Origin of the sequence: Commensalibacter communis (assembly GCF_947179015.1) — a bacterium.
GTDB classification, from domain to species: domain Bacteria; phylum Pseudomonadota; class Alphaproteobacteria; order Acetobacterales; family Acetobacteraceae; genus Commensalibacter; species Commensalibacter communis.
In genome coordinates, this window is record NZ_CAMXCM010000002.1 from 349,460 (window position 1) to 372,641 (window position 23,182).

Genomic DNA, 23,182 nt, shown 5'->3' on the forward strand with positions numbered 1-23,182 from the left:
CTGCTCTTGTTATAAATAAAGAAGGATTATCCTTATGGCTGTGGAAATCGTAGTTCCTGTTCTAGGCGAAAGTATTACTTCTGCTATTGTTTCTAAATGGTTAAAACAACCAGGAGAGGCGGTAAGTGCTGATGAGGCAATTATTGAACTGGAAACAGATAAGGTCAATGTTGAAGTTCCAGCTCCTATTTCAGGAGTTGTTGGACAGCATCAAGTTTCTGTTGGGGACGAGGTTTCGGTTGGTGCTTTGTTAGTTACTATTGGTGCTGCTGAGAGTGGCACGCCAAATAATAATGCTCCGCCACCTGTTGTTGAAGAGAAAAAAGATACATCTGTATCTAATGATGCTGAATATGATTTGGTTGTTATTGGTGCGGGTCCAGGTGGATATGTTGCGGCTATTCGTGCGGCTCAGTTGGGCATGAAAGTTGCATGTGTTGAAAAAAGAAAAACATTAGGGGGGACTTGCCTTAATGTTGGCTGTATCCCGTCCAAAGCATTATTATATGCTTCAGAGCAATATGAAGCTGCTCAAAAAAGATTTAAGAGCTTGGGGGTATTGGTTAAAGATGTGCAATTAGACTTGGCTGCAATGCAGGCACATAAAGACTCTGTGATTAATGCCAATGTCTCGGGAATCGAGTTTCTTTTAAAGAAAAATAAAATTACGTGGTTAAAAGGGACAGCAACCATTCCTGCGCCAGGTCAAGTTTCAATCGATGGTGAAGTTGTTACAACACGTTCTATCGTTATTGCAACAGGTAGTGAGAGTGTTTCTTTGCCTAATGTAGAGATTGATGAAAAGCAAGTGGTGACCTCTACTGGTGCTTTGTCTCTTGAAAAGGTGCCAGAGCATATGGTTGTCATTGGTGGTGGGGTGATCGGTGTTGAATTAGGGAGTGTTTGGCATCGTTTAGGAGCCAAAGTCACTATTGTTGAATATTTTGATCGCTTACTACCGGGCTTTGATAAAGAGGTCTCTTTGAATTTTGCTAAAATACTGGAAAAACAAGGTATTCAGCTAAAACTTGCGCATAAAGTTGAAAAATTAGAGAAAAACAGTTCAGAATCTCAAGTAATCATTAGCAATGTTGCTGGAGACCACACAGAGACTTTATATGCGGATGTTGTGTTGGTTTCAGTTGGTCGTCGTCCTGTTACACAAGGGTTGGGTTTAGAAAATATTGGCGTTGTTTTAGATGAAAAAGGGCGAATTAAAACAAACGAACAATTCCAAACCAATATCTCTGGCATTTATGCGATTGGAGATGTGATTGCAGGTCCTATGTTAGCTCATAAAGCTGAAGAAGAAGGGGTTGCTGTTGCTGAGTATCTAGCAGGACAAAAACCTCATATTGATTACGGGTTAATTCCTGGAGTGGTTTATACAGAGCCAGAAATTGCAATGGTTGGTAAAACAGAAGAAACGCTAAAGGCTGAATCGATTGAATATACAGTTGGCAAATTCCCATTTAGTGCCAATGGTCGGGCAAGAGCTATGAATCAAACCGAGGGTTTTGTGAAGATTCTAGCAGATAAAAGAACTAACAAAGTTTTAGGTGTGCATTTAATAGGGCCTCATTGTAGTGAAATGATTGCTGAAGCTGTATTAGCAATGAATTTTGGGGCTTCTGCTGAAGATATTGCATTGACTTGCCATGCCCATCCGACTCTGACAGAATCGATCAAAGAGGCGGCTTTGGGAACACAGAAAAGATCAATTCACATGTAATTAACATAAATCTTGTTTCCTTTGTTTAGGCATTCGATTACAGTGTGATTTTACATTAATTAACCCTGTGTAATGAGGAGTAGTAGGAATGAAGCTCAACCGTATTGCTGTCAGTGTGATTGGCGTTCTGGCCGTATTGACACAAATACAATCTCAAGCAGTTCCTACTTCATTTGATATAAGAGACGATATTAAGGGGTTAGAGGATACGAGTGGTTTACCATCATATACCCCGATTCCTGACCCTCATGCAGATCGTTCTTACGTGCATTTTTATAATTTGGCAGAGACGTCTTTATTTAAAAAAGAGCATGAGTTACATGGTTTGCCGCCTCTGCCTTTTTTGACACAAGAGGAAGCATATCAAGAGGCAGCAAGACTGACAGCATTGTTAAAGAAAACGGTTCCAAATGCACTGACTTATTCTGCGGAACGAAATAAAAAATGGGTTCAACTGGCTCAAGATGAAATGGATCGCAAAGGTCCCCCTGTGAAAAGAGCACAGTTATTAATTGTTGTTGATCGTAATCCCAAAGTTCAAGAATTATGCTTTGTACTGGCATTCCCGAAAGGACAAGGGGAGTGGAAGGCATTAGGGGGAGGAAAGGTTTCAACGGGGAATACTGGGCGTAAATTATACTATATTACCCCAACAGGTGTTTTTTATAATACTGTTGAACGTATTGGCTATCGAGCATTAGGAACCAAAAATAAAAATGGCATTCGCGGGAATGGTATTAAAGGAATGCGCGTTTGGGATTTTGGATGGCAATGGGCAGAGAAAGGTTGGTTGCCAAACCGTGAAAAAGGACAAATTCGCTTGGAAATGCATGCGACAGATCCTGACTATTTAGAGCAACGTCTGGGTAAACCAGCATCAGAAGGATGTGTAAGGCTTGCAACAAAAATGAACGAGTTTATCGATCATAATGGTATTATCGATGCTTTATATACCCAAGCTGCTCACAAAGATAAAAGGTTTAGTTCCGTTTTATCTAAAAAAATCCGATTTACGCCATTGGCTGGGGATAAATTAGTTGTCGTTGATTCTTCTCATTCGGCAGATTCTCAACGAAGTTAACATTACTGGAATAAGGTGATAAAGAGGATTGTTAATACGGATGGTTATATTTAACAAACGATCATTATCTAAATTCTATTTCAAAATTATTAAATAATAGTATTGAAAATGAACAATATAGATCTAAATAAAATAATTATTAATCTATTGTAATGAGATTAGAAATAATAGGTCTTTTTCAAAATTGTTTGGTTAATAAATAACAATTTAATGGTATAGACTTGGCAAAAGATTGTTTTGTATAAGCTACATTTATCAGTAGCAATGATTTAGAGGAGAATATAATATGCCTATACAAACGAAAGAAGCTGAAGCATTAGAGAAATATTTACAAAAAAAATTGGAAAGCTCTTGCCTGAAGATTGTTCTGCCTAAACGTGTTGGACAACCCGTTGAATTATGTGTTCAAAAGGGTAAAACATCAGAATCTATTGGGACGATTTACCGTGATGAAGATGAAGGCGAGGTTTCTTATGCAATTTCGTTAACGATTTTAGAAGAAGATTTGGAATAAAATTTATTTCAAGTCAGATTGTTGGAAAAGTTGGAAAGTAAGTTCTTCTGAAAATTTAAAAGAAGTTACTTTCCATTTCCAATTTTGTAAATGCAATGTCATTTCAATATAATTTTTTTCTTCCCCTGGAATTAAAATGTCAGCTTTTAATAAAAATGGGGATATAAAATGAATATGAGTGGACATAAAAGAGCGTAATAATGTTCTAATGGTAGAAGAGTTTTCGATTGAATTATCCTGTTTGATATGATTGATAAATTTAGCAAGATTATCTGGTGTTAGATTTAAATCGACCGCGTTTGAAATAGCGGTTGTCGCAAATGAATTTCCAAAATCTGGCAGATCGTCTTGGGATGTAGGGGCATTTTGAATCGATTTTGTTAAATCTGATTGTAAATTTGTTTTAATGGATTGCCAGTCCAAATATGTTATTAACTGTGGCGTATTATGGGTCTGAATTGCTTTATAAATGGACCATAATGTCGTGTATGGGTATATAATATAAAGGCCGCCTAAAAAAAGAAGTATAAAAATTAACTTCCATTTTCTCAAAAATGAAACAAACATTTAATATTCCTTTGCGATAAAATAATCAGACGGCGGTTTGGTTATATGAATATATAACAATCTGAATAGCATATATTTTCAATAGATAGTGGGGAATATAATTGCTATAAAGAATCTTTAGAAGTCATATTAACATTAGCTACATTTTATATTACTAATATAAGGAGCTATAAATTATTTATTTAAATTTTAAAATAAAAATGTATATCTTTGAAAGATAGGATCATATGAACTATTGTTTTTCTGAATTGTCTATACCTTATCGTTGGACAAAATATAAAACGACTACCGCTTTTATATTAACTTTGTTGGCTGGTGGTGTCTTTTTTCCTATTTCTGGATATGCACAAGGGTCACAAGAAAAACAATATCCGCCCAGTGCGACTGCTCCTGCTCCGGTCACTACACAACCGTTAGCACCGCAGAATGGTGCTTTACCTGCTGTCAGTGGAACGGGACAAATTCTTCCTTCTGCTACTGATAATGGGGAAAAAGGGGCTGTATCTGGTAAACCTTTGCCTTATTTTTTGTCGTTAAGGGCTGATGAAGTTAACATGCGCGCTGGACCAGGGGCACGCTATCCAATTAGTTGGACATATCATCGTCGTAATATGCCCGTCAAAGTCACACGAGAATTCGACATTTGGCGTTTAGTAGAAGATGCTGATGGTCAAAAAGGTTGGATTCAACAAGCTATTTTATCTGGAGGTCGTTCTTTTATCATAACTGGCGAGCCTTTGTCTGTAGGCCAAGAAGTGGCCGATCAAAGCAAGGATAAAGATAAAAAGAAAAGTGAGCATATGGACAGCCGTATTGTTGGTTATATTGCGGATGCGCAATCAGTCCAGCCAGGTAAAAATAGTATTATTGTGAGATCGGAACCAAAAGATAGTGCTACAGCGATTGCCGTCTTAAAGCCAGGTGTTGTGGGCAGTATTAAATCATGTCCTGCAGGATCAGAATGGTGTAATATTGCAATTAAGGGATATAATGGTTGGATACCACGAAATAGCTTTTGGGGAACAACACCTCAAGAGGTCATTGAAGGCCATTAAGGCATTTTAGAATCAATTTTTATCGATGTTTATTGTTACAAACGAAATAACTTTGATTTATTCATTTAGAATATAAAGGAATTACATATTATGGAAGACAAAGCTAGTTTATTAAGAGGTCGTCGTACCAAAATTGTTTCTACTTTGGGACCAGCATCCTCTACCAAAGAAATGATTCAGACATTATTTTTTGCTGGCGTTGATGTTTTTCGCTTGAATTTTTCTCATGGAACCCACGAAGAACAAGCAGCACGATATCATATTATTCGTGAACTTGAAAAAGAAACAGGTAAGGTTATTGGTGTTCTTGCTGATATCCAAGGGCCAAAATTACGCGTTGGTAATTTTGCAGACGGCAAAGTTATTTTAAAAACTGGTGCCATATTTCGCTTAGATCTTGATAAAACATTAGGGAATGAAGAACGCGTTTGTTTGCCTCATCCAGAAATTATTAACAGTGCTGAACCTGGTTGCCGTTTATTACTTGATGACGGAAAATTATGTTTAATCGTTCGTAAAGTTGGTAAAGATTTTCTAGAAACTGAGGTTCTTGTTGGCGGACCATTGTCTAATCATAAAGGGGTTAATGTTCCCGATATGATTTTACCAATTCCTGCTTTAACAGAAAAAGATCACAAAGACCTTAAGTTTGCATTGGAACTTGGGGTTGATTTTATTGGTCTTTCCTTTGTACAACGTCCAGAAGATGTTCAAGAAGCCAAAGATATTTCCAATGGTCGTGCATGGATTGTGACCAAAATGGAAAAACCACAAGCAATGCAAAATATTGATGCTATCCTTGAATTAACGGATGGTGTGATGGTTGCTCGTGGTGATCTTGGGGTGGAAATGCCTCCAGAAGAAGTGCCATTAGCTCAGATTAAAATCATTCGCAAAGCACGCCAATTGGGTAAACCTGTGATTGTTGCTACTCAAATGTTAGAAAGTATGATTTCATCTCCGACGCCAACACGTGCAGAAGCATCCGATATTGCAACTGCAGTTTTCGAGGGTGCAGATGCGGTGATGCTTTCTGCTGAAAGTGCTGCTGGACAATATCCTAAAGAAGCTGTCACGATTATGGATCGTATCATTAGTCGTGTCGAAAAAGACGAAGAGTGGCGTAAATTGATGGAAGCAACGCGTGAACAACCACATAACAATGTGGCAGATGCGATTGTTGCTGCTGCTCAAAAGATTTGCAACACCTTGGAAACTCCAGCTGTTGTTGCATTTACGCGTAGAGGGAAAACAGCACAACGTATGTCCAGAGAGCGCCCTGATTCAATGATTTTTGGGGTTACTCCGACCTTGGAATCTGCTAGAAAGCTTGCTTTGGTTTGGGGAGTTCATCCTTATCACTCCATTACTGTTGATAATCCGGCATGTTCTGTCGAAGACATGGTAGCAGAAGCGTCACGTATTGTTCAAAGTTATCAAGTCGTTACAAAGGGCGATCATATGGTCGTTATTGCCGGTATGCCGTTCGGTCAAGCAGGCAGTACGAATTTAATTCGTGTGGTTGATATTCAGTAATTAATCATTTTAAAGAGAGGTATTTTTATCTCTCTTTATGATATTAAATGATTTTTAGAATCTTGAATAGCTTTGATACATTCTGCAAGCACGGTATGGGTTATGGGCTTACGGATGATAAAATTTTGTTCGCGAATAAATGAATCGAATATGATGGGTGTTTCTTCATATCCTGTAATAAATAAAATAGGAAGTTGAGGATTATTTGTCTTAATAGTTGATAAAAAATCCGTAGGTGTATTGGGTAAAATACGGGTATCAATCGCCACAAAGTTAAATTGACTATTACTTTTAAGTAAAGTAAAGGTTTCTTTGGTTGTTTGGGCAATAGTCATTGAATATCCCAAGTCTTTTAGGTTTTCACTAAGCAACATACATAGATGATTATCCTGTGAAATAAGCAATGTTTTAAGTAAGTTAGCTTTCATAGGATTGCTATTCAATTTGTGTATGGTCATCGAGTTATAGTGGCGAGGCAAAAAAAGACTAATTGTCGTTCCTGCTTTTGGATTTGAATCAATGGTTAAATGTCCATTGGATTGTTTGGTAAAGCCATAAGCCATCGATAACCCAAGGCCTGCTCGTTTTCCCAAAGGTTTAGTCGTAAAAAATGGGTCTGTTGCTCTGTTAATAATATTAGGAGACATTCCAATCCCATTATCTTGCACGACAATGCTGATATATTCTCCGTGATCAATAAATTTCCGAAGAGGATGGGATGGTGTGATGATAATATTATGCGTTTCTATGGCAATTTTACCATTTGACGAGTGAATGGCTTCGCAGGCATTTTGAAAGATATGCAAAATCGCATTTTTTAAATGTTCTGGATCACAAAAAACAGACCAAATATCAGCTTCTAGCTGAATTTGTAAGTTAATATGTTCCTTGATATGATCCTTGTCTTCTTTGATACAATTTTGAAAAGTATCTAATAAAGCCTGTATCGTGTGATTAGGATCTACGATATGAGGTGTTAAAATTTGTCTTCTTGAAAATGAAAGAAGCTGATGGGTAATTTCAGTGGCTTGCGTTGCAGCTTTTTGGGCAGCGTGAATATAACGAGGTAATAAATCTGCTTTATTTTGTTCAATACGCATTTGCATTAGTTCTAGATTGCCAATAATACCAGCCAGTAACGTATTAAAGTCGTGCGCTAATCCACCGATAAGTTGTTCAATTGTTTGAGTGGGTGAAGTGGTTGATAAACTTGATTCTGTAACAATACTTAACATGCCTTGAACTTGATTTTGGTCTCCAAGAATTGGATTGTAAGTTACTTCAATTTGAGTTGGTGTCGAATGCTGATGGGTTGTGCCAGGAATTTGATAATTGCTTGTATATCGAATGGTTTCTTTTTGATAGACAGCGCTGACAACTTGGTTGAAATGCGCTTTACGTTCTGGCCATATATTGATTAATGGTCTGCCCAACAAAGCAGGATGTTTCGTGCCGATTAATTTTGCATAAGCATCATTATATAAAGCAATATTTTCCCTTCCCCAATAAATAATCATAGGTGAAGACGTATTGAGAACTAATGATAATATTGCTTGTAGGTTTAGTGGCCAAGAATCCTGTGAACCTAATATGGTATTGTTCCAATCAAAGCTGCTGATAAGTTGCTTGACGGTTAATATTTCTGAAGTTGGAACGGATTCTGTCATTACGACACCTTGCGTATTTTACATCATCAAAGAATATAGGGTTGATTAGTTATTATTATACCTGTTTTTATTATATTTGAAACTCTGTCTGTCAATAACGTGATCTGCTTTTAACTGAAATTCCAGCTTCTAGATAATTTTTAAAAATAGTAGGCAAAGTAGCAATATTTTAATCGTTTTTAAATATTTCGATCAGATCAGTATTCTTGAATAGAGTATTTGTGAAATTTCTTGGAGAACGCCCGATTTTGTTTTTACAATCTGGGTTTACCCCACGTTGTAATAGATATTATGTAATATAACAATGTTTCCTCAGGTTAAGGCAAGCTGTCCATAAGAGACCGTTGCCATATTGATTCACAATGTCTAAATCAGCCTTTTATCTATAATTTTTGTAGTGAGTGCAGCTTGGTGAATAGATTATTGCACTTGTTTGTTTTCGATCAAAGATTTACGAATGCGCCGACCTTTTTGAATGGTTTCTGTGATATATTCTTCATCTTTCCATCGGATGGCTTTTGCCATGGCTTGGGCATCTTCTGTAAAGCGTGCCAACATTTCCAATATAGCTTCACGATTATTGATGAAAACATCTCGCCACATCGTTGGATCAGACGACGCAACCCTGGTAAAATCTCTGAAACCAGAGGCAGCATAGTCAAGCACTTCAGATCTTGTTTCTTCTTCTAAACTATCGGCAGTATTACAGATTGTAAAGGCAATCAGATGCGGTAAATGGCTGACGATAGCACAGACCTTATCGTGATGCTGGATTGAAAGGATACGTGTATTCGAACCCATAGCTTTCCAAAAAGCAATGATTTTATCAGTAGCTTCCTGTGTTGTGCTAGGGATGGGGGTAATCAAACACCATCGATTTTCAAATAACGTATCAAAACCAGCATCTGGACCGGAGAATTCCGTTCCTGCCATAGGGTGTGCAGGGACAAAGACAATATCGGGTGTAAGATGGGGCTCAATAGCAGCAATGACGGAAGCTTTGGTGGATCCCGTGTCAGTCAATATTGCCCCTTTTTTCATGTAAGGAACAATTTGTTTGGTAACCTCTTCCATAGCGCCAACAGGAATGGATAAAATAACGCAATCGGCATTTTCAACTGCGGTTTTTGGATCAAAACAAACTTCATCTGCGATTTGCAGTTCTTGGACATGCTTACAAACATCTGGATTATTATCATAGGCAACGGTATGGGTTGCGATGGAACGATCTTTTTGGATACGCCTTAAAATAGAAGAACCGATTAGACCTGGCCCAATAACGGTAACGCGGTGAAAGAGAGGAGTGTTCATGATATATGATCAATTTGAAAAGTGAAAACAAAGAAAATGGATTAATTGGAAGTGATGTTGAGCTCGGTATCTTTTTGAGGATTTTGACGTAAATATCGAATTTCGCCGATCTGCCACAATAGTAAGATTGGGATACCAATGATTAAATCACGTGCACGGCGTAAGATCGATAGCCCAAAAGATAAAGAAGGATCAATTCCAAAAATCGTTCCGATAATAACATAAGCACCTTCTTGTATTCCTACACTGGCAGGAACTAAAAATCCAATAGAAAGAACCACGCAAACAAGGGCTTCAATGGTAATGGCTTCAAGCAAGGTAATATTTGCCCCTAGGAAATGATAGCACATCCACGTTCCTATACCACTGCCAACCCATCCAATAAAATGGATCGTACAACTATAAACTACTCGTTTTGGGTGCGCCCAGATTTGGTCTAGTGCTTCTTGTAAAGAATCTGCGCTTGAAACAATTTTTCCGCTCCATTGTTGGGCAATATTAGAGCTTAGTCCATTGACTATTTTACGAAAGAAAAGATTGCCTTGTCTTTGTGTCCAAATAAAAGGAACCAACCCAAATATTAGTAATAGCACCCCAAAAATGATAAACCATTTAAGGTTGATTTGCGCACCCAAAAGATGAATATCTTGTAATTGTGTATGATATCCTCCGACGAGGAGAATTGTGATGCCAATGATAATAAACACAACTTGTCCCAATGTTTCCGTCGTAATATCAACAATATTGGAACTGATCCCCTGAGCGGTGGATAGCGTCGGAGGGTTTTTAATATAACGATAGCCTTTAAAACAAACGGCACGTACTCCCAGCACGATCCCACCAATTTGTGAAAAGGGCAAACATGTAGCAGCAGCTTCTCTGAGGTTTCTTGCCCAAAAAAGTCTTATGATCCCCAGTTCTGGGCAGATGCAATGCCATGCCCAACTTAACACGACAATAATCAATAACTGCCATAGACATAATAGGAGAAGTCTGTCTAATCCAATAGAAAATACAGATTTAAAGATACTATCCGCACCTATCCAAGCAGCTCCAGCAATAATGAGGCTGAGCCCCAAAAAAAATAAAATTATTGAAATTTTTTTCAAAGTAGACCGTGCATCTTTTATATAGAGTAGTTATTATTGCGTTTAATGGAATACATAGTAATTATATATAAAATTGATTACAATATTCTTTAACGTATTATTCAATAACAGATTCAACGTTATATGTGAAATTTTTATATTTTTTGATCGGGGGGTTTTATGGTTACCTCAACTTTCGTTACCGGGGTTACAGGTTTTGTTGGTTCAGCTGTTGCAAGAAAATTGGTTGAAAGAGGCCATCATTTAAGAGTATTGACCCGCCCCAATAGTAACAAAGCCAATTTACAAGGCCTGGATGCAGCAGTTGTTGAGGGTGATTTATTAAACCCAGAGGCTTTTGAAGAGTCTTTAAGAGGATGCAAATATCTTTTTCACGTTGCTGCAGATTATCGTTTATGGGTTCCTGATCCTGCTCAAATGATGAAGATTAATGTAGAGGGTACTCGTCGTTTAATGTTGGCGGCTCAAAGGGTAGGAGTTGAAAAAATTGTATATTGCTCGTCTGTTGCTGCTTTAGGATTGGTTGGTGATGGCAGCATTGCGGATGAAACAACACCAGTGCATAAGATTATTGGAATTTACAAACAATCAAAATATGAAGCTGAACAAGCTGTTTTAAAACTGATTCAAGAAAATCAACTACCTGCGGTCATTGTGAATCCATCCACGCCTATAGGCCCAAGAGATATCAAACCAACCCCCACAGGGCAAATGATTTTGGATTGCACCAGAGGGAAAATGCCAGCTTATGTGGATACGGGGCTAAATATTGTCCATGTGGATGATGTGGCTGAGGGGCATTTATTGGCTTTGGAAAAAGGCGTGATTGGTGAAAAATATATTCTTGGCGGAGAAAATATGTCTCTGCGAGATTTTTTTGCGATGACCTCTAAGATTGCGAACGTCAGACCACCGTTGATGCGTTTAAACCAAAAATTGATTTGGCCTGTGGCGATTGCTTCAGAGTGGATGGCTAATCGCTTTGGCATACAACCACGCGTAACTCGTGAAATGTTATTAATGTCTTATAAAAAAATGTTTTTCTCTTCTGCAAAGGCTGAAAGGGAACTTGGATATCGCTATCGTCCCGCTCATGAGGCAATCAAAGATGCCGTCGATTGGTTTCGCCAACAAGGATATGTGCGTTAAAAAATATTGAATGAGAAGTTAAAAGAATGACGTAATTTTTTAGAACAGATATTCGAATATAGAATAGTAGATTAAGAGTATTTATGATGATGATCGTTGCAATATGTTCTTTTATTATTTGGATTTGGTTATTTCTATTTCACGGGCGTTTTTGGCACAGAGAGCCAATTTTATATCCTTATTCCAAATCAATAATCGATTCGATAGAAGAATGGCCAGATGTATTTGTTATTATCCCTGCACGTGATGAGGCCGAGACAATAGAGCGTGTCGCCCATTCTTTGTTACATCAAGATTATTTAGGGCGATATAAAGTTTTAGTCGTTGATGATGCGAGTACTGATCATACAGGCGATATTGTTAGAGCTTATCAAAAAAGCTTACCTTCTGCATTTCAAAATCGATTAGAAGTGATTGAAACCGCTTTGCGTCCTGCAGGATGGAGTGGTAAATTATGGGCACTATCCACAGGTATAGATTATATTAAGCAGCAATATTCTACAGAAAATACATTTTTCTTTTTTACTGATGCTGATATTGAACATGATTCCTCTCATCTCACCACATTAGTTCATAAAGCATTGGTCGATCAATTGGATCAAGTTTCTGAAATGGTTCAACTAAGATGTGAAAATATTTATGAAAAAACCTTTATTCCAGCCTTTGTTTATTTCTTTTGCATGCTATATCCTTTTGCTCAAGTAAATAAAAAAAGCTCTTCAGTCGCAGCCGGAGCAGGCGGAACAGTTTTACTTCGCAGCGAAATGCTTGAGAAAATAGGTGGAATTGCTGCTTTAAAGTCTGCGCTGATTGATGACGTTACGTTGGCAAGTTTGGTTAAACAAAATGGCGGTAATATTTATCTCGGGCATAGCAGTCTTGCACGCTCACTGCGACCTTATGAGCTATTAAGTGATATTTGGAATATGATTACCAGAACGGCTTATGTGCAATTACGCTATTCTGTGCCGCTTCTTTTATTAACAATTATTTTGATGTCTTTGATGTGGTTCGCACCATTTATACTCATGATAACAACGCATGGGTTAACACAACATTTTGCGATCGCTGCGTATTGTATTTCGATTGGTTCATTTATTCCCACGTTATCCAGATTCCGTTTGTCATATTTATGGATATTTGCACTTCCATTGATTGCTTTGTTTTATTTACTGGCAACGATTGGATCAGCAATGAATTATTACTGTGGCAAAGGAATGATGTGGAAAGGCAGAGCATACACAGATCCAGCGATCGGAATGGATAAAAAAGAGTTACATATTCAACTATCAGATATGATAAGCTCTGATCAAACTCAACAAACAAATGCACAAAGTGATAATAAATGATGGCTTCTCAACCAAGTAAATCGACCTTATATGATTCTTCAATTTGGGGAGAAGAAGACGTTTCTTCTGGAAAAGCGGCTAAAGACGAAAATTTCCCCGTAGGTTCTTTATTAATTAGCCGGCAACTCAGACCCCATGTCCAAGCCTATTATGATTTTGCAAGAGTCATTGATGATATAGCGGATTCTGAAACCCTGACCCCAGAAGAGAAGATTAATCGATTAAATGGAATGGAAGCGGTTTTATGTAAAGACGTTCCCGCGCCAGATCGGTCTGATGTTTGGACGGCGCGGCGTTTACATAACAGCTTCATTGAAACAGGTGTTTCTTTTGATACGGCGACGGATTTGATTATTGCTTTTCGTCAAGATGCAGTCAAAACTCGATATAAAACATTAGATGAATTGGTAAATTATTGTCGTTATTCTGCTAATCCTGTCGGGCATTTTTTGTTAAAATTACATAAAGAAGGGCCAGATACGATACCAGCTTCTGATGCGCTATGCACATCTTTGCAAATTTTGAATCATTTGCAAGATTGTAAAACGGATTTAATAAAACTAGATCGTTGCTATATTCCGTCTGATTTAATGCAAGAATATCAAGTGACTATTGATGATATATTGGCTGATAAAACCAGTTTTCCTTTGCGGAAAATATTTAATAGATTGCTGGATTATATTGATGCATTAAATAAAGAAGCAGAAGATTTGCCTCGTCTGACACGTGATCGGCGTTTACGTTTAGAATCTGCAGTGATTGTTTATTTGGCTAAATTTTTAACCCAACGGTTAAGAACAGAGGATCCCTTGGCAGGGCGTGTAAAGCTCAGCAAAAAGGATGTTTTATGTTCTACTTTGAAATCTTTTCGTCATTTTATGTAAAAATATGTGATATGTCGGATACCATTCACCTGTATCTAATTAGAAAAAAAAGATATATAGCTGAAGGTTGTATATTTATTAGTAACTTGGTATTTGTGACATTTATTGAATTTTGTCATACAAAAGAAAGGTCGGATCAGACATTATGCGTAAGCCGTTAGCTGAAGCTGCACAGATTATGGGGTGCAGCGAACTTGATTTGACTTATGTAGAAAATATTGTTTGCAAATCAAAGACCTCTTTTGCTGCTGGAATGCACGTTTTATCACCAGAGCGTCGTTATGGTATGTATGCGCTCTATAGCTTTTGTCGTATTGTTGATGATATTGCGGATGAAGAGGGTGATATTTCAACAAAGCAGCGTTTATTACAAGAGTGGCGTGATAAAATGTCTCGTCTATATGATGGGCATGCAGAGGACGCAGTTGAGAAAGTTTTATTAGCAACGATCCAACGATTTAGTCTGAAACAACAAGATTTTATTGATATTATTGATGGCATGGAAATGGATGTAGAGCATCCTATTGTTGCCCCAGATGAAAAGACGTTGGATCTTTATTGTGATCGTGTTGCCTCGGCCGTTGGTCGCCTAGCCGTATGTATTTTTGGTGACAGCTCGAATTCTGCTCAAGAAGTTGCTTATCATTTAGGCAGAGCTTTACAATTAACAAACATCCTACGCGATATTGAAGAAGATGCTGAACGTAGTCGCTTATATTTACCAAAAGAGTTATTGGAACGGTTTCACTTACCCTTAGAACCCAAAAAATGTATCACTCACCCTGGTGTAGATCAAGTTTGTAATATTTTAGCTTATAGAGCGGCCGATCATTATCAATTAGCTCGTCGATTTACCGCACAATGTAGTCAGAAGTCACTGCGGCCAGCAACAATTATGGCGATTACCTATGGATATGTCTTGGCTAAACAAAGAAAATTAGGCTGGAAGCAACCTTTTCAAAGAGCTTCTTTATCAATATTTGAAAAAGTTGCAGTAACGGGCATTGGCTTGTTGGTCAGCTTTATTGGATTGAAGAGATAGATATTTCATAATGGCAAAAAAACATATTCATATTATTGGTGGTGGACTAGCAGGTTTATCTGCTGCGGTTTCTTTATCTCAACGATCTGATGCTCAGGTTATTTTATACGAAAGTAGCCCTTGTTTGGGGGGAAGAGCCCGTTCTTTTTATGACGCTCAATTAGATCGAACCATTGACAATGGGAATCATTTAATTTTGTCAGGAAATGAGGCTGTTTTTAAATATCTACGGATGATTGATGCAACCAATAGTTTGATTGGGTCGGGATACCCGTTATTTCCATTTGTTGATTTAGAAGTTGGAAAACGTTGGGATTTATTACTTTCCAAAGGACGTTTTCCTTGGTGGTTATTTTTTGCAAAACATCGTGTTCCTGATTTCAAATTTCCAGAATTATTTGCATTATGGAAGTTCTTAAAAGCAGACACCCAACAAACCGTTGCTGATTGTTTGGTGAATGGACAATTTGCCCGTCGCTTATTAAAACCTTTTGCTGTTTCGGCTTTGAATACGTCTTGTGATGCAGGCAGTGCTTTGTTGCTTGGGTCAGTGATGCGCCAATCTTTGATGAAGGGTGGCAAGGCCTGCATACCTTATTTTCCGAAAGAGGGTTTATCAGAAACATTTGTACAACCTGCAATCTCTTTAATTAGTTTGCAAGGTGGTAAAATTCATACAAAATCACGCCTTTCAGAATTGCATGTTGAAGAGGGTAAAATTGATTATTTTGTGATGAATAATGATAAAATTGAGGTGGGTCCTGATGATAGTGTTATTTTGGCACTGAGTGCGCATGTCGCAGAGCAAATATTGGGTACAGTATGTCCAAAAGTAAAAGTGCCGAATCAATTTGAAAGCATATTAAACCTACATTATGCCGTTGATCCTAACTTACGAGTGAAGGGTAGTATAGATAAAGCCAAATTTGCGGGTGTCATTGGAGGCATTAGTGAATGGATATTTGTCAAACCAGGTGTAATTTCTATTACAGTCAGTGCAGCAAATCGTTTTATGGGATGTCAGTCTGAGAATTTAGCCTCTTTGATTTGGCAAGAGGTTAAGGAAGTTTTATCTCCTGTGGTAGAAACAGCTTTACCCGAGGAAATCCCTAATCATCGTCTTTTATGGGAAAAGCGAGCGAGTTTTGTTGCGACAGTAGAGCAAAATCATCGCCGCCCGTCCTGCTATACGCCATATCACAATTTATTTTTAGCAGGTGATTGGGTTGCAACAGGGTTGCCAGCTACAATCGAAGGGGCTATTCGTTCTGGATTTGGAGCTGCGGAAGCTATTTTTTCTTCTCAGCCACTCTAAGAAACGATATTATTATTCTCAAAGAGGATAAATATTTATCCAAGAATACTTTGTATTGTATCAATAAAAAGGAAATATTTGATTATGCTTGACCATGTTGACTCTTTGGAAAATACGATTAAGGACGAAGCATTAGATCATGCTATTTTACAAGCACAAAATATTTTGGCAGATCGTCAAAATGACGATGGACATTGGGTCTTTGAATTAGAGGCAGATGCAACTATCCCTGCTGAATATGTTTTATTAGAACATTTTCTTGATCGTATCGATACAGAGTTAGAAGAAAAAATTGGGGTCTATTTACGTCGTATTCAAGGCGATCATGGGGGATGGCCTCTTTATTATGGTGGGAATTTTAATATTTCAGCTTCGGTGAAAGCCTATTTTGCGCTCAAAGCGATTGGTGATGATATCGATGCCCCTCATATGAAGCGTGCAAGAACGGCAATTTTAGCACATGGTGGAGCCGAAGCATCCAATGTTTTCACACGCACCCAGCTGGCTTTGTTTGGTGAAGTTCCTTGGCATGCAACCCCAGCAATGCCAGTAGAGTTGATGTTAATGCCAAAATGGGCGTTATTTTCTGTATGGAATATGTCTTATTGGTCCAGAACGGTTATTGCGCCTTTGGTTTTGTTAGTTTCGTTAAAGGGCAGAGCCGTTAATCGTCATAATATTCATGTGCAAGAACTTTTTGTAACGCCTCCAGATCAAATTAAAGAATGGATCAAAGGCCCATTTCGTTCTCAGTGGGGATATTTATTTAAATATCTTGATAAAGTCGTTCGTCCTGCCGAAAAATTATTTCCATCTTGTTTACGTAAATATGCTCAAAAAAAGACAGTAGAATTTATTGAAAAACGCCTTAATGGTGAAGATGGATTGGGTGCGATTTACCCCGCAATGGCGAATACTGTGATGTCATTTCGTTGCATGGGTATGCGTGATGATGATCCTCGGGCAGCGATTGCTTGGGAATCAGTCAGAAAATTGATGGTCATTAAAGACGACGAAGCCTACTGCCAGCCTTGTGTGTCACCAATTTGGGATACCGCGTTGACAGGACATGCAATGTTCGAAACAGCCTCTGGTATTCGCGCTGCTGATCGTGAAAAAACAGTGCAAAAGCTTGCTAAGGCAACAGAGTGGTTAAAAGATCGCCAAATTCTGGATGTCAAAGGGGATTGGGCGATTAATTGTCCTGATGTGGCACCTGGTGGTTGGGCATTTCAGTATCGCAATGACTATTATCCAGATGTTGATGATACAGCCGTAGTGGGAATGCTGCTTCATCGACAAGGCAACCCTGAACATCAGGAATCTATCGAACGTGCACGTCAATGGATTATTGGAATGCAAAGTTCTAATGGTGGTTGGGGTGCTTTTGATATTGATAATAACAAAATGCTGTTGAATCACATTCCGTTCTCGGATCATGGTGCTTTGCTTGATCCACCAACAGTGGACGTGGCGGCACGTTGTATTTCTTTCCTTGCACAATTAGGCCATCCAGAGGATAAACCAGTTATTGATCGTGGTATTCAATATTTGCGCGATGAACAAGAAAAATTTGGTGCGTGGTTTGGTCGTTGGGGAACAAATTATATTTATGGAACGTGGTCTGCACTATGTGCATTCAATGCTGTTGGCATTTCTGAAGAAGATCCCGCGGTCAAAAAAGCGGTTGATTGGTTGCTTTGTGTGCAACGTCCTGATGGTGGTTGGGGTGAAAGCGAAGAATCTTACGAAGGTGCTACACCTGGACAACATCATACTAGCCTACCTTCTCAAACAGCTTGGGCTTTGCTGGGGTTAATGGCTGCAAAACAACATCAACACCCAGCAGTACAAAAAGGGATTCAATGGTTAATGGAAAATCAAGAAGCTGATGGTCAGTGGAATGAAGACCCTTATAATGCTGTTGGGTTTCCAAGAGTTTTCTATTTGCGTTATCATGGATATCGTCAATTTTTTCCATTATTTGCTTTATCACGTTATCGGAATCTACAATCCAGTAACACAGGTAAAGTCGAGGTAGGATTTTAAATGCAACAACGTATCGGCGTTTTGGTTGGGATGCAATCAGAGGCGAAATTAGCTCGTCATTTGTATCCTGCGGCTATAGAGGCAAGTGGGGCAACAAAAGAAGGGGCAAAAATCGCTTTGAATCGTTTGATTATGGCAAATGTTACTTCGATTGTTTCTTTTGGTTTTGCCGCAGGTTTGGATCCATTAATCAAAGCCGGTACTATTTTGCTACCTAATGTTATTCATGTAAATGGAAAAGATTATGTTTCAGACCCAGCTTTGCGGTTGAAACTAGGTGCGGAAAAGTCCCAAATTAAAGTCGGTGCTTTGTTACATAGTGATGAAATCATAACCGCTTCTGCTGAAAAGCAAGCGCTTTTTCACAAGACGGGCTGTGTGGCACTTGATATGGAAAGTGGTATTGTTGCGCAATATTGTGAAGATCACCAAATCCCCTTTGCTGTTTTAAGAGTTGTTTGTGACTCGGCAGCAAGGGATTTACCACCTCTTGCTTGTATGGCTTTGTCCCATGATGGCAATTTAAATAGAATTCAAATGGCAAAAAGTCTGTTGTCAAATCCAGGTCAGATCGCTGGGCTTATTAAACTTGGTATAGATGCTGGGGTTGCTTACACACGATTAAATAGTTTTGTGCATCATAAAAATATTTTTGAAGGTATTTAACCTACATCGTTTTTTGTTTGTGGTGACTTAAAATAATAAAGAATATTTATCACAATCTACTAAAAATTATATGTGTAGATTGTGAATCAATTAGTCTTTCCTTGTGATTAAGAAAACAAGACTTTCAAACGATTCAAGGTTGATGGAACATCTTGAATAACTTCAAATAGGTTTAAGATCCCAGCGTCAGCGAACCCTTGATCGACTATTGCTTTTAGTTGATTACAAACTGGTTCTGCCCAATTTTCAATATTGATAATGATAATGGGTTTATTGTGCAGATGCAGTTGTTTCCAGGTTAATATTTCAAAAAACTCGTCAAAAGTTCCGATACCGCCTGGTAGGCACAAAAATGCATCTGCTTCTTGGTATAAGATTTCTTTTCTTTTATGCATATCTTGGGTGACGATAAGATCTTGAACGCGGGAATGTTCCCCTTCTTTTTTTTGTAAAAATTTGGGGATGATGCCTTTTACAGCGCCGTTTAGATCGATGACAGTATTGGAAACAGCGCCCATAATACCGACGTTTCCACCTCCAAAAACAAGACGAATGTTATTTTGCACCAAGCCTTTTCCCAGATCTTTGCCAGCTTGTTCAAAAGCTGGATTATTACCCAGATGAGACCCACAAAAAACTGTGACAGAATGTGTATATGTAGACATTAATTTAACTTTTTATAATGTGATTTTGATTAGATGCTGTCAGGTTACGATATTTTGATTGATAGTGCAAAATATAGGTTAATATTGTTCCTGCACAGGTGAAAATAGCAGCGCTTAGGAATAACCAGTAATATCCCCAATGAAATAAGATAAATCCTAATAATGGTCCTGCGATAAAAAGAGCGATATCAAGGAAAAGACCAAAACATGCCAAAGCGGATCCTCGGTTTTCTGCACCGACTGTGGCAATAGCAATAATGCCTAGAGCAGGAAAAATCAGTGAAAATCCACAACCAGTCAATCCAGCACCAATATATGTTCCGATAATAGAGTGGCTAAATGCAATGAAACATAGTCCTATTGTCTCAATACTCAAGGAAACAATAGAGACCATATATCCACCATATTTATGAATAGCATTTTTAAAAATAAAACGAATGAAAACAAAACATATTCCAAAAAGAGTAATGACATAACCAGAACCGTTCCATCCATTAAATACAAAATAAAGTGCCATAAACGCTTGAATACTGCCAAAACCAACGGTTGCTAGCCCAAGACCTGAACCAGTAGGTAACACGCGCATAAAAACTGTGGTAAAAGGAAGCGGAGGAATAGTCGACGGGGTGGGAGCAATATTAGAATAAGTTGATGCAAGCACAGCACCCACGCCAGCAAGAACGATTGTGACAATAGCAATCGTGGTTAGTCCACCAAAATGACCCGGAAGGTTTAATAAAAAGATACCTAATGGTGCCCCAATCGCCATTCCTCCATAAGAAGTCACCCCGTTCCAAGAAATAACATGCGTTGCATTTTCTATTCCTGTTCGACTGATGTTCCAAAGATTAGTTCCCGTTGATGCCCAGCTTTCAGAGGCACCTATACATAATCGCCCGAGGATAATAATAAGCAATGTTACTATTGGAAAAGTGGTAAATAACGTTGAAATAAGGGTAAAAATACCACCAATAGCACTGACACATAATCCGATAATGACTGAACTTTTTGCCCCTTTGGTGTCAATCCATCTGCCTGCACTTGGTCGCGTCAGAAATGTGCCAATATAAGCCACAGATACAGCCATTCCTGCAATAACAGAATTATAATGGAGGGACTGATGCACGAATACTGATATCGCGGTAAAGAACATACCGACGTTAATGTAACAAATCAGATTAAATATTACAACAGCGAGAATTTTTAATGTAATTTGGCTGGGTTTAAGGCTATTGATAGGCATTATGTGAGATTACAGTTCTTAATTTAAAAATCCTGTCCGTGGTAAAGATAGATTTTTCTAATTTTTGGAAAATGATTATAATCATAAAATGGTTGTATGGATAAAGAAAGGAAATATTTTTGCAAACAATTTTAGGATCTGTTGATCGAGGACTATCTGAATCGTTAGAAAAATTATTTGAATTATTAAAAATTCCTAGCATTTCAGCCGACCCTGCTTATGCACATGAATGTCGCAATGCAGCCAATTGGTTAAAAGAATATCTAACGTCTTTCAACTTTGTCACACGCATTTGTGAAACAGAAGGACACCCTATTATCCTTGCACAAGAGCTTTCGGCAACGAATGCGCCACATATTTTATTTTATGGTCACTATGATGTTCAGCCTGTTGATCCGATTACATTGTGGAAAATTCCTCCTTTCGAACCATGTATGCTTAAAGATAATTTAGGACAAGATGTGATTCATGGCCGAGGATCCTCCGATGATAAAGGACAAATATTAACGTTCTTAGAAGCATGTCGTGCAATTTATACAGAGACGGGTCAGTTCCCTGTTCGGATTACGGTGCTTTTGGAAGGTGAAGAAGAAAGTGGTGGAGAACACCTGCCAGCTTTTCTAGCTGAACAAAAACAACATTTACATCCTGATATGGCCTTTATTTGCGATACGGATATGGCAACAGCAGATGTGCCTGCAATCACCGCAATGGTGAGAGGATTAGTTGGTGAAGAAGTAACGATTTACGCTGCTAATAGAGATTTACATTCAGGGATTTACGGTAATGCTGCACGTAACCCTATTCAAGTTTTGTCTGAAATCATTACAGCGTTAAGAGACGATCAAGGTCGTGTCACCATTCCAGAATTTTATGAAGGCGTGCCAGAAATTCCTTCTGAAATTAGAGCAAAGTGGCAGGAAATTGGTAAAACGGATGCAGCGCTTTTATCCCCTATTGGGTTAAAAGAGTCTGCGGGTGAACAGGCTTTTAATGCCATTGAGCAAACATGGTGTCGTCCATCGTGTGAAATTAATGGGATCAGTGGCGGCTATCAAGGTGCAGGATTCAAAACCGTTATTCCAGCAAAAGCGTCTGCCAAGATTTCTTTTCGGTTAGTAGGACACCAAGATCCTATTAAAATTAGAAAGAATTTCCGCGATTTTGTGTCTGCTCTTATTCCTCAAGATTGCCGAGTTGAATTTGAATCTTATGGTGCGTCAAGAGCTGGCATGGTGTCGCTAGAGGGTGCTATTTTAGGAGCGGTTTGTCAGGCTTTACAAGACGAATGGGGTTGCGAAACAGCCATTGTTGGTAGTGGTGGTGCCATTCCTGTCGTGAATGATTTACAACGTGAATTTGGGATTGAATCGTTCTTAGTAGGGTTTGCAAATGCTGATGATTGCATTCACTCCCCCAATGAAAAATATAATTTACGTTCTTTTCATAAGGGGATACGGTCTTGGGTGCGTATTTTGTATGCGCTACAACCCGTTAAACTATAAAAAAACATCCATCAAGGGGGGTAAATATTTTTCAAGTTTGACTCGTAATGGCATTAAATAAGTATTGCTATTGGTTTGTTTGATTAATTGCAATGCACGTTTGGCGAAAGCGATGTTGGCTTCTAATGTTGGTTCAAAATGATGTGGAAAAATAACACGATTGGTGACTTCCCAATAAGATTTCGATTTTGGACCAACAACGGGTGACAATCCCCAAAATACATTTTTATCATGTAGCCAATCCATGCAAAGTTCTAGCATCTTTTCGTCAAAAATAGGTTGTGTAAAAAAACCTGTTGCTCCCGCTGCTTCTTTAGATTGGATATGTTCTAATTCTTCTTTAGGAGAGCGACGGTATGGGTCAAATGCAGCATATAAAGTAAGATGGGGCAGTTCTTTTTGATAGCGACGTAAGATCATTTCCGTTGTATTGGGATATGTTACTTTATGGAGGTCTGCCGGTGGATCACCTTGAATAACCAATATTTCTTTGAGGTTCGACTGATTATATCCTGGTAATGGCGCATTGGGGTCAATATCAATGGCTCTGATATGAGGGATTGTATTTGGATATAAAGGATACGTAATATCAAAAGTCTCCCAACTTCGTAAAGGGAAACGCATCAGATCAGGAATATTAATGGTATCTGCGACGGAAAAATATTCCTTGATATTATTCATATCGAGCGTCAAGCTATCTTTATCTCGAGGGATGAGTTCGATTGAAATGCGTGTCATTTTTT

20 protein-coding genes are annotated in these 23,182 nt (G+C 38.4%); 13 read left to right on the forward strand and 7 right to left on the reverse strand.

All coding sequences use genetic code 11. The annotated features are described in order from the left end of the window. Window positions 1-34 precede the first annotated feature (34 nt). From lpdA to PQG54_RS06440, 3 genes are all read left to right on the forward strand, one after another. On the forward strand, window positions 35-1,732 hold the full coding sequence (gene lpdA / locus PQG54_RS06430; RefSeq protein ID WP_271789600.1) for a dihydrolipoyl dehydrogenase: 1,698 nt from the start codon (window positions 35-37) through the stop codon (window positions 1,730-1,732). A gap of 88 nt (window positions 1,733-1,820) precedes the next feature. After that, a complete protein-coding gene (locus PQG54_RS06435; protein ID WP_271789599.1) occupies window positions 1,821-2,813 on the forward strand; it encodes a L,D-transpeptidase in 993 nt (330 codons plus the stop codon). A gap of 286 nt (window positions 2,814-3,099) precedes the next feature. Then, window positions 3,100-3,327 carry a DUF3126 family protein gene (locus tag PQG54_RS06440; protein WP_271789598.1) on the forward strand — a complete coding sequence of 76 codons (228 nt, stop codon included), beginning with the start codon at window positions 3,100-3,102 and terminating at the stop codon, window positions 3,325-3,327. A gap of 3 nt (window positions 3,328-3,330) precedes the next feature. Here the strand turns inward: PQG54_RS06440 and PQG54_RS06445 are convergent, their stop codons facing one another. Then, on the reverse strand, window positions 3,331-3,894 hold the full coding sequence (locus tag PQG54_RS06445) for a DUF2939 domain-containing protein (protein WP_271789597.1): 564 nt from the start codon (window positions 3,892-3,894) through the stop codon (window positions 3,331-3,333). 227 nt (window positions 3,895-4,121) lie between these two features. Between PQG54_RS06445 and PQG54_RS06450 the strand changes: the two genes are divergently transcribed. Continuing rightward, entirely contained in the window at window positions 4,122-4,949 is an 828-nt protein-coding gene (locus PQG54_RS06450) for an SH3 domain-containing protein (RefSeq protein ID WP_271789596.1), read from the forward strand. Between the two features lie 90 nt (window positions 4,950-5,039). Beyond that, entirely contained in the window at window positions 5,040-6,485 is a 1,446-nt protein-coding gene (gene pyk / locus PQG54_RS06455) for a pyruvate kinase (RefSeq protein ID WP_271789595.1), read from the forward strand. A gap of 35 nt (window positions 6,486-6,520) precedes the next feature. Here the strand turns inward: pyk and PQG54_RS06460 are convergent, their stop codons facing one another. From PQG54_RS06460 to PQG54_RS06470, 3 genes are all read right to left on the reverse strand, one after another. Continuing rightward, window positions 6,521-8,152, reverse strand: coding sequence for an ATP-binding protein (locus PQG54_RS06460; protein ID WP_271789594.1), 1,632 nt, complete (start codon window positions 8,150-8,152; stop codon window positions 6,521-6,523). 420 nt (window positions 8,153-8,572) lie between these two features. After that, entirely contained in the window at window positions 8,573-9,463 is an 891-nt protein-coding gene (locus PQG54_RS06465) for a prephenate dehydrogenase/arogenate dehydrogenase family protein (RefSeq protein ID WP_271789593.1), read from the reverse strand. Between the two features lie 41 nt (window positions 9,464-9,504). After that, on the reverse strand, window positions 9,505-10,572 hold the full coding sequence (locus PQG54_RS06470; RefSeq protein WP_271789592.1) for a lysylphosphatidylglycerol synthase domain-containing protein: 1,068 nt from the start codon (window positions 10,570-10,572) through the stop codon (window positions 9,505-9,507). Between the two features lie 159 nt (window positions 10,573-10,731). Between PQG54_RS06470 and hpnA the strand changes: the two genes are divergently transcribed. The 7 genes from hpnA to PQG54_RS06505 all read left to right on the forward strand — a co-directional run bounded on the left by hpnA (window position 10,732) and on the right by PQG54_RS06505 (window position 19,026). Continuing rightward, entirely contained in the window at window positions 10,732-11,721 is a 990-nt protein-coding gene (gene hpnA, locus PQG54_RS06475) for a hopanoid-associated sugar epimerase (protein ID WP_271789591.1), read from the forward strand. 83 nt (window positions 11,722-11,804) lie between these two features. Next, window positions 11,805-13,070: a glycosyltransferase gene (locus PQG54_RS06480; RefSeq protein ID WP_271789590.1), complete on the forward strand. Its 1,266-nt coding sequence runs from the start codon at window positions 11,805-11,807 to the stop codon at window positions 13,068-13,070. Further along, complete coding sequence (hpnC, locus tag PQG54_RS06485; protein ID WP_271789589.1) at window positions 13,067-13,954, forward strand: squalene synthase HpnC; 888 nt, start codon at window positions 13,067-13,069, stop codon at window positions 13,952-13,954. Before PQG54_RS06480 ends, hpnC begins: the two co-directional genes overlap by 4 nt. Before the next feature lie 145 nt (window positions 13,955-14,099). Then, a complete protein-coding gene (gene hpnD / locus PQG54_RS06490; RefSeq protein ID WP_271789588.1) occupies window positions 14,100-14,996 on the forward strand; it encodes a presqualene diphosphate synthase HpnD in 897 nt (298 codons plus the stop codon). A 10-nt stretch (window positions 14,997-15,006) separates the two neighbouring features. Continuing rightward, the gene (gene hpnE, locus PQG54_RS06495) at window positions 15,007-16,311 is read left to right on the forward strand and encodes a hydroxysqualene dehydroxylase HpnE (RefSeq protein WP_271789587.1); all 1,305 of its coding nucleotides are present in this window, start codon (window positions 15,007-15,009) and stop codon (window positions 16,309-16,311) included. Between the two features lie 84 nt (window positions 16,312-16,395). Beyond that, window positions 16,396-18,360: a squalene--hopene cyclase gene (gene shc / locus PQG54_RS06500; protein ID WP_271789586.1), complete on the forward strand. Its 1,965-nt coding sequence runs from the start codon at window positions 16,396-16,398 to the stop codon at window positions 18,358-18,360. Continuing rightward, a complete protein-coding gene (locus tag PQG54_RS06505) occupies window positions 18,361-19,026 on the forward strand; it encodes a phosphorylase family protein (RefSeq protein ID WP_271789585.1) in 666 nt (221 codons plus the stop codon). Window positions 19,027-19,133: 107 nt separating this feature from the next. Here PQG54_RS06505 and PQG54_RS06510 read toward each other — a convergent pair whose 3' ends face one another. Further along, window positions 19,134-19,691 carry an LOG family protein gene (locus PQG54_RS06510; protein WP_271789584.1) on the reverse strand — a complete coding sequence of 186 codons (558 nt, stop codon included), beginning with the start codon at window positions 19,689-19,691 and terminating at the stop codon, window positions 19,134-19,136. A 4-nt stretch (window positions 19,692-19,695) separates the two neighbouring features. Then, a complete protein-coding gene (locus PQG54_RS06515) occupies window positions 19,696-20,934 on the reverse strand; it encodes an MFS transporter (protein ID WP_271789583.1) in 1,239 nt (412 codons plus the stop codon). 113 nt (window positions 20,935-21,047) lie between these two features. Between PQG54_RS06515 and PQG54_RS06520 the strand changes: the two genes are divergently transcribed. Continuing rightward, window positions 21,048-22,439, forward strand: a complete 1,392-nt coding sequence (locus PQG54_RS06520) for a M20/M25/M40 family metallo-hydrolase (RefSeq protein ID WP_370866900.1) — start codon at window positions 21,048-21,050, stop codon at window positions 22,437-22,439. On the opposite strand, the gene PQG54_RS06525 is transcribed toward PQG54_RS06520, so the two are convergent. Then, the gene (locus PQG54_RS06525) at window positions 22,434-23,177 is read right to left on the reverse strand and encodes a methylenetetrahydrofolate reductase (protein WP_271789581.1); all 744 of its coding nucleotides are present in this window, start codon (window positions 23,175-23,177) and stop codon (window positions 22,434-22,436) included. The two genes, PQG54_RS06520 and PQG54_RS06525, sit on opposite strands and share 6 nt — an antisense overlap. Window positions 23,178-23,182: the final 5 nt, after the last annotated feature.

Bases quoted from the DNA above. Each gene is read 5' to 3' on its own strand.
- PQG54_RS06450 (WP_271789596.1), top strand. From the start codon at position 4,122: ATGAACTATTGTTTTTCTGAATTGTCTATACCTTATCGTTGGACAAAA.
- pyk (WP_271789595.1), top strand. From the start codon at position 5,040: ATGGAAGACAAAGCTAGTTTATTAAGAGGTCGTCGTACCAAAATTGTT.
- PQG54_RS06505 (WP_271789585.1), top strand. From the start codon at position 18,361: ATGCAACAACGTATCGGCGTTTTGGTTGGGATGCAATCAGAGGCGAAA.
- PQG54_RS06480 (WP_271789590.1), top strand. From the start codon at position 11,805: ATGATGATGATCGTTGCAATATGTTCTTTTATTATTTGGATTTGGTTA.
- PQG54_RS06510 (WP_271789584.1), bottom strand. From the start codon at position 19,691: ATGTCTACATATACACATTCTGTCACAGTTTTTTGTGGGTCTCATCTG.
- PQG54_RS06515 (WP_271789583.1), bottom strand. From the start codon at position 20,934: ATGCCTATCAATAGCCTTAAACCCAGCCAAATTACATTAAAAATTCTC.
- lpdA (WP_271789600.1), top strand. From the start codon at position 35: ATGGCTGTGGAAATCGTAGTTCCTGTTCTAGGCGAAAGTATTACTTCT.
- PQG54_RS06435 (WP_271789599.1), top strand. From the start codon at position 1,821: ATGAAGCTCAACCGTATTGCTGTCAGTGTGATTGGCGTTCTGGCCGTA.
- shc (WP_271789586.1), top strand. From the start codon at position 16,396: ATGCTTGACCATGTTGACTCTTTGGAAAATACGATTAAGGACGAAGCA.
- hpnD (WP_271789588.1), top strand. From the start codon at position 14,100: ATGCGTAAGCCGTTAGCTGAAGCTGCACAGATTATGGGGTGCAGCGAA.
- PQG54_RS06440 (WP_271789598.1), top strand. From the start codon at position 3,100: ATGCCTATACAAACGAAAGAAGCTGAAGCATTAGAGAAATATTTACAA.
- PQG54_RS06465 (WP_271789593.1), bottom strand. From the start codon at position 9,463: ATGAACACTCCTCTCTTTCACCGCGTTACCGTTATTGGGCCAGGTCTA.
- PQG54_RS06445 (WP_271789597.1), bottom strand. From the start codon at position 3,894: ATGTTTGTTTCATTTTTGAGAAAATGGAAGTTAATTTTTATACTTCTT.
- hpnC (WP_271789589.1), top strand. From the start codon at position 13,067: ATGATGGCTTCTCAACCAAGTAAATCGACCTTATATGATTCTTCAATT.
- PQG54_RS06525 (WP_271789581.1), bottom strand. From the start codon at position 23,177: ATGACACGCATTTCAATCGAACTCATCCCTCGAGATAAAGATAGCTTG.
- PQG54_RS06460 (WP_271789594.1), bottom strand. From the start codon at position 8,152: ATGACAGAATCCGTTCCAACTTCAGAAATATTAACCGTCAAGCAACTT.
- hpnA (WP_271789591.1), top strand. From the start codon at position 10,732: ATGGTTACCTCAACTTTCGTTACCGGGGTTACAGGTTTTGTTGGTTCA.
- hpnE (WP_271789587.1), top strand. From the start codon at position 15,007: ATGGCAAAAAAACATATTCATATTATTGGTGGTGGACTAGCAGGTTTA.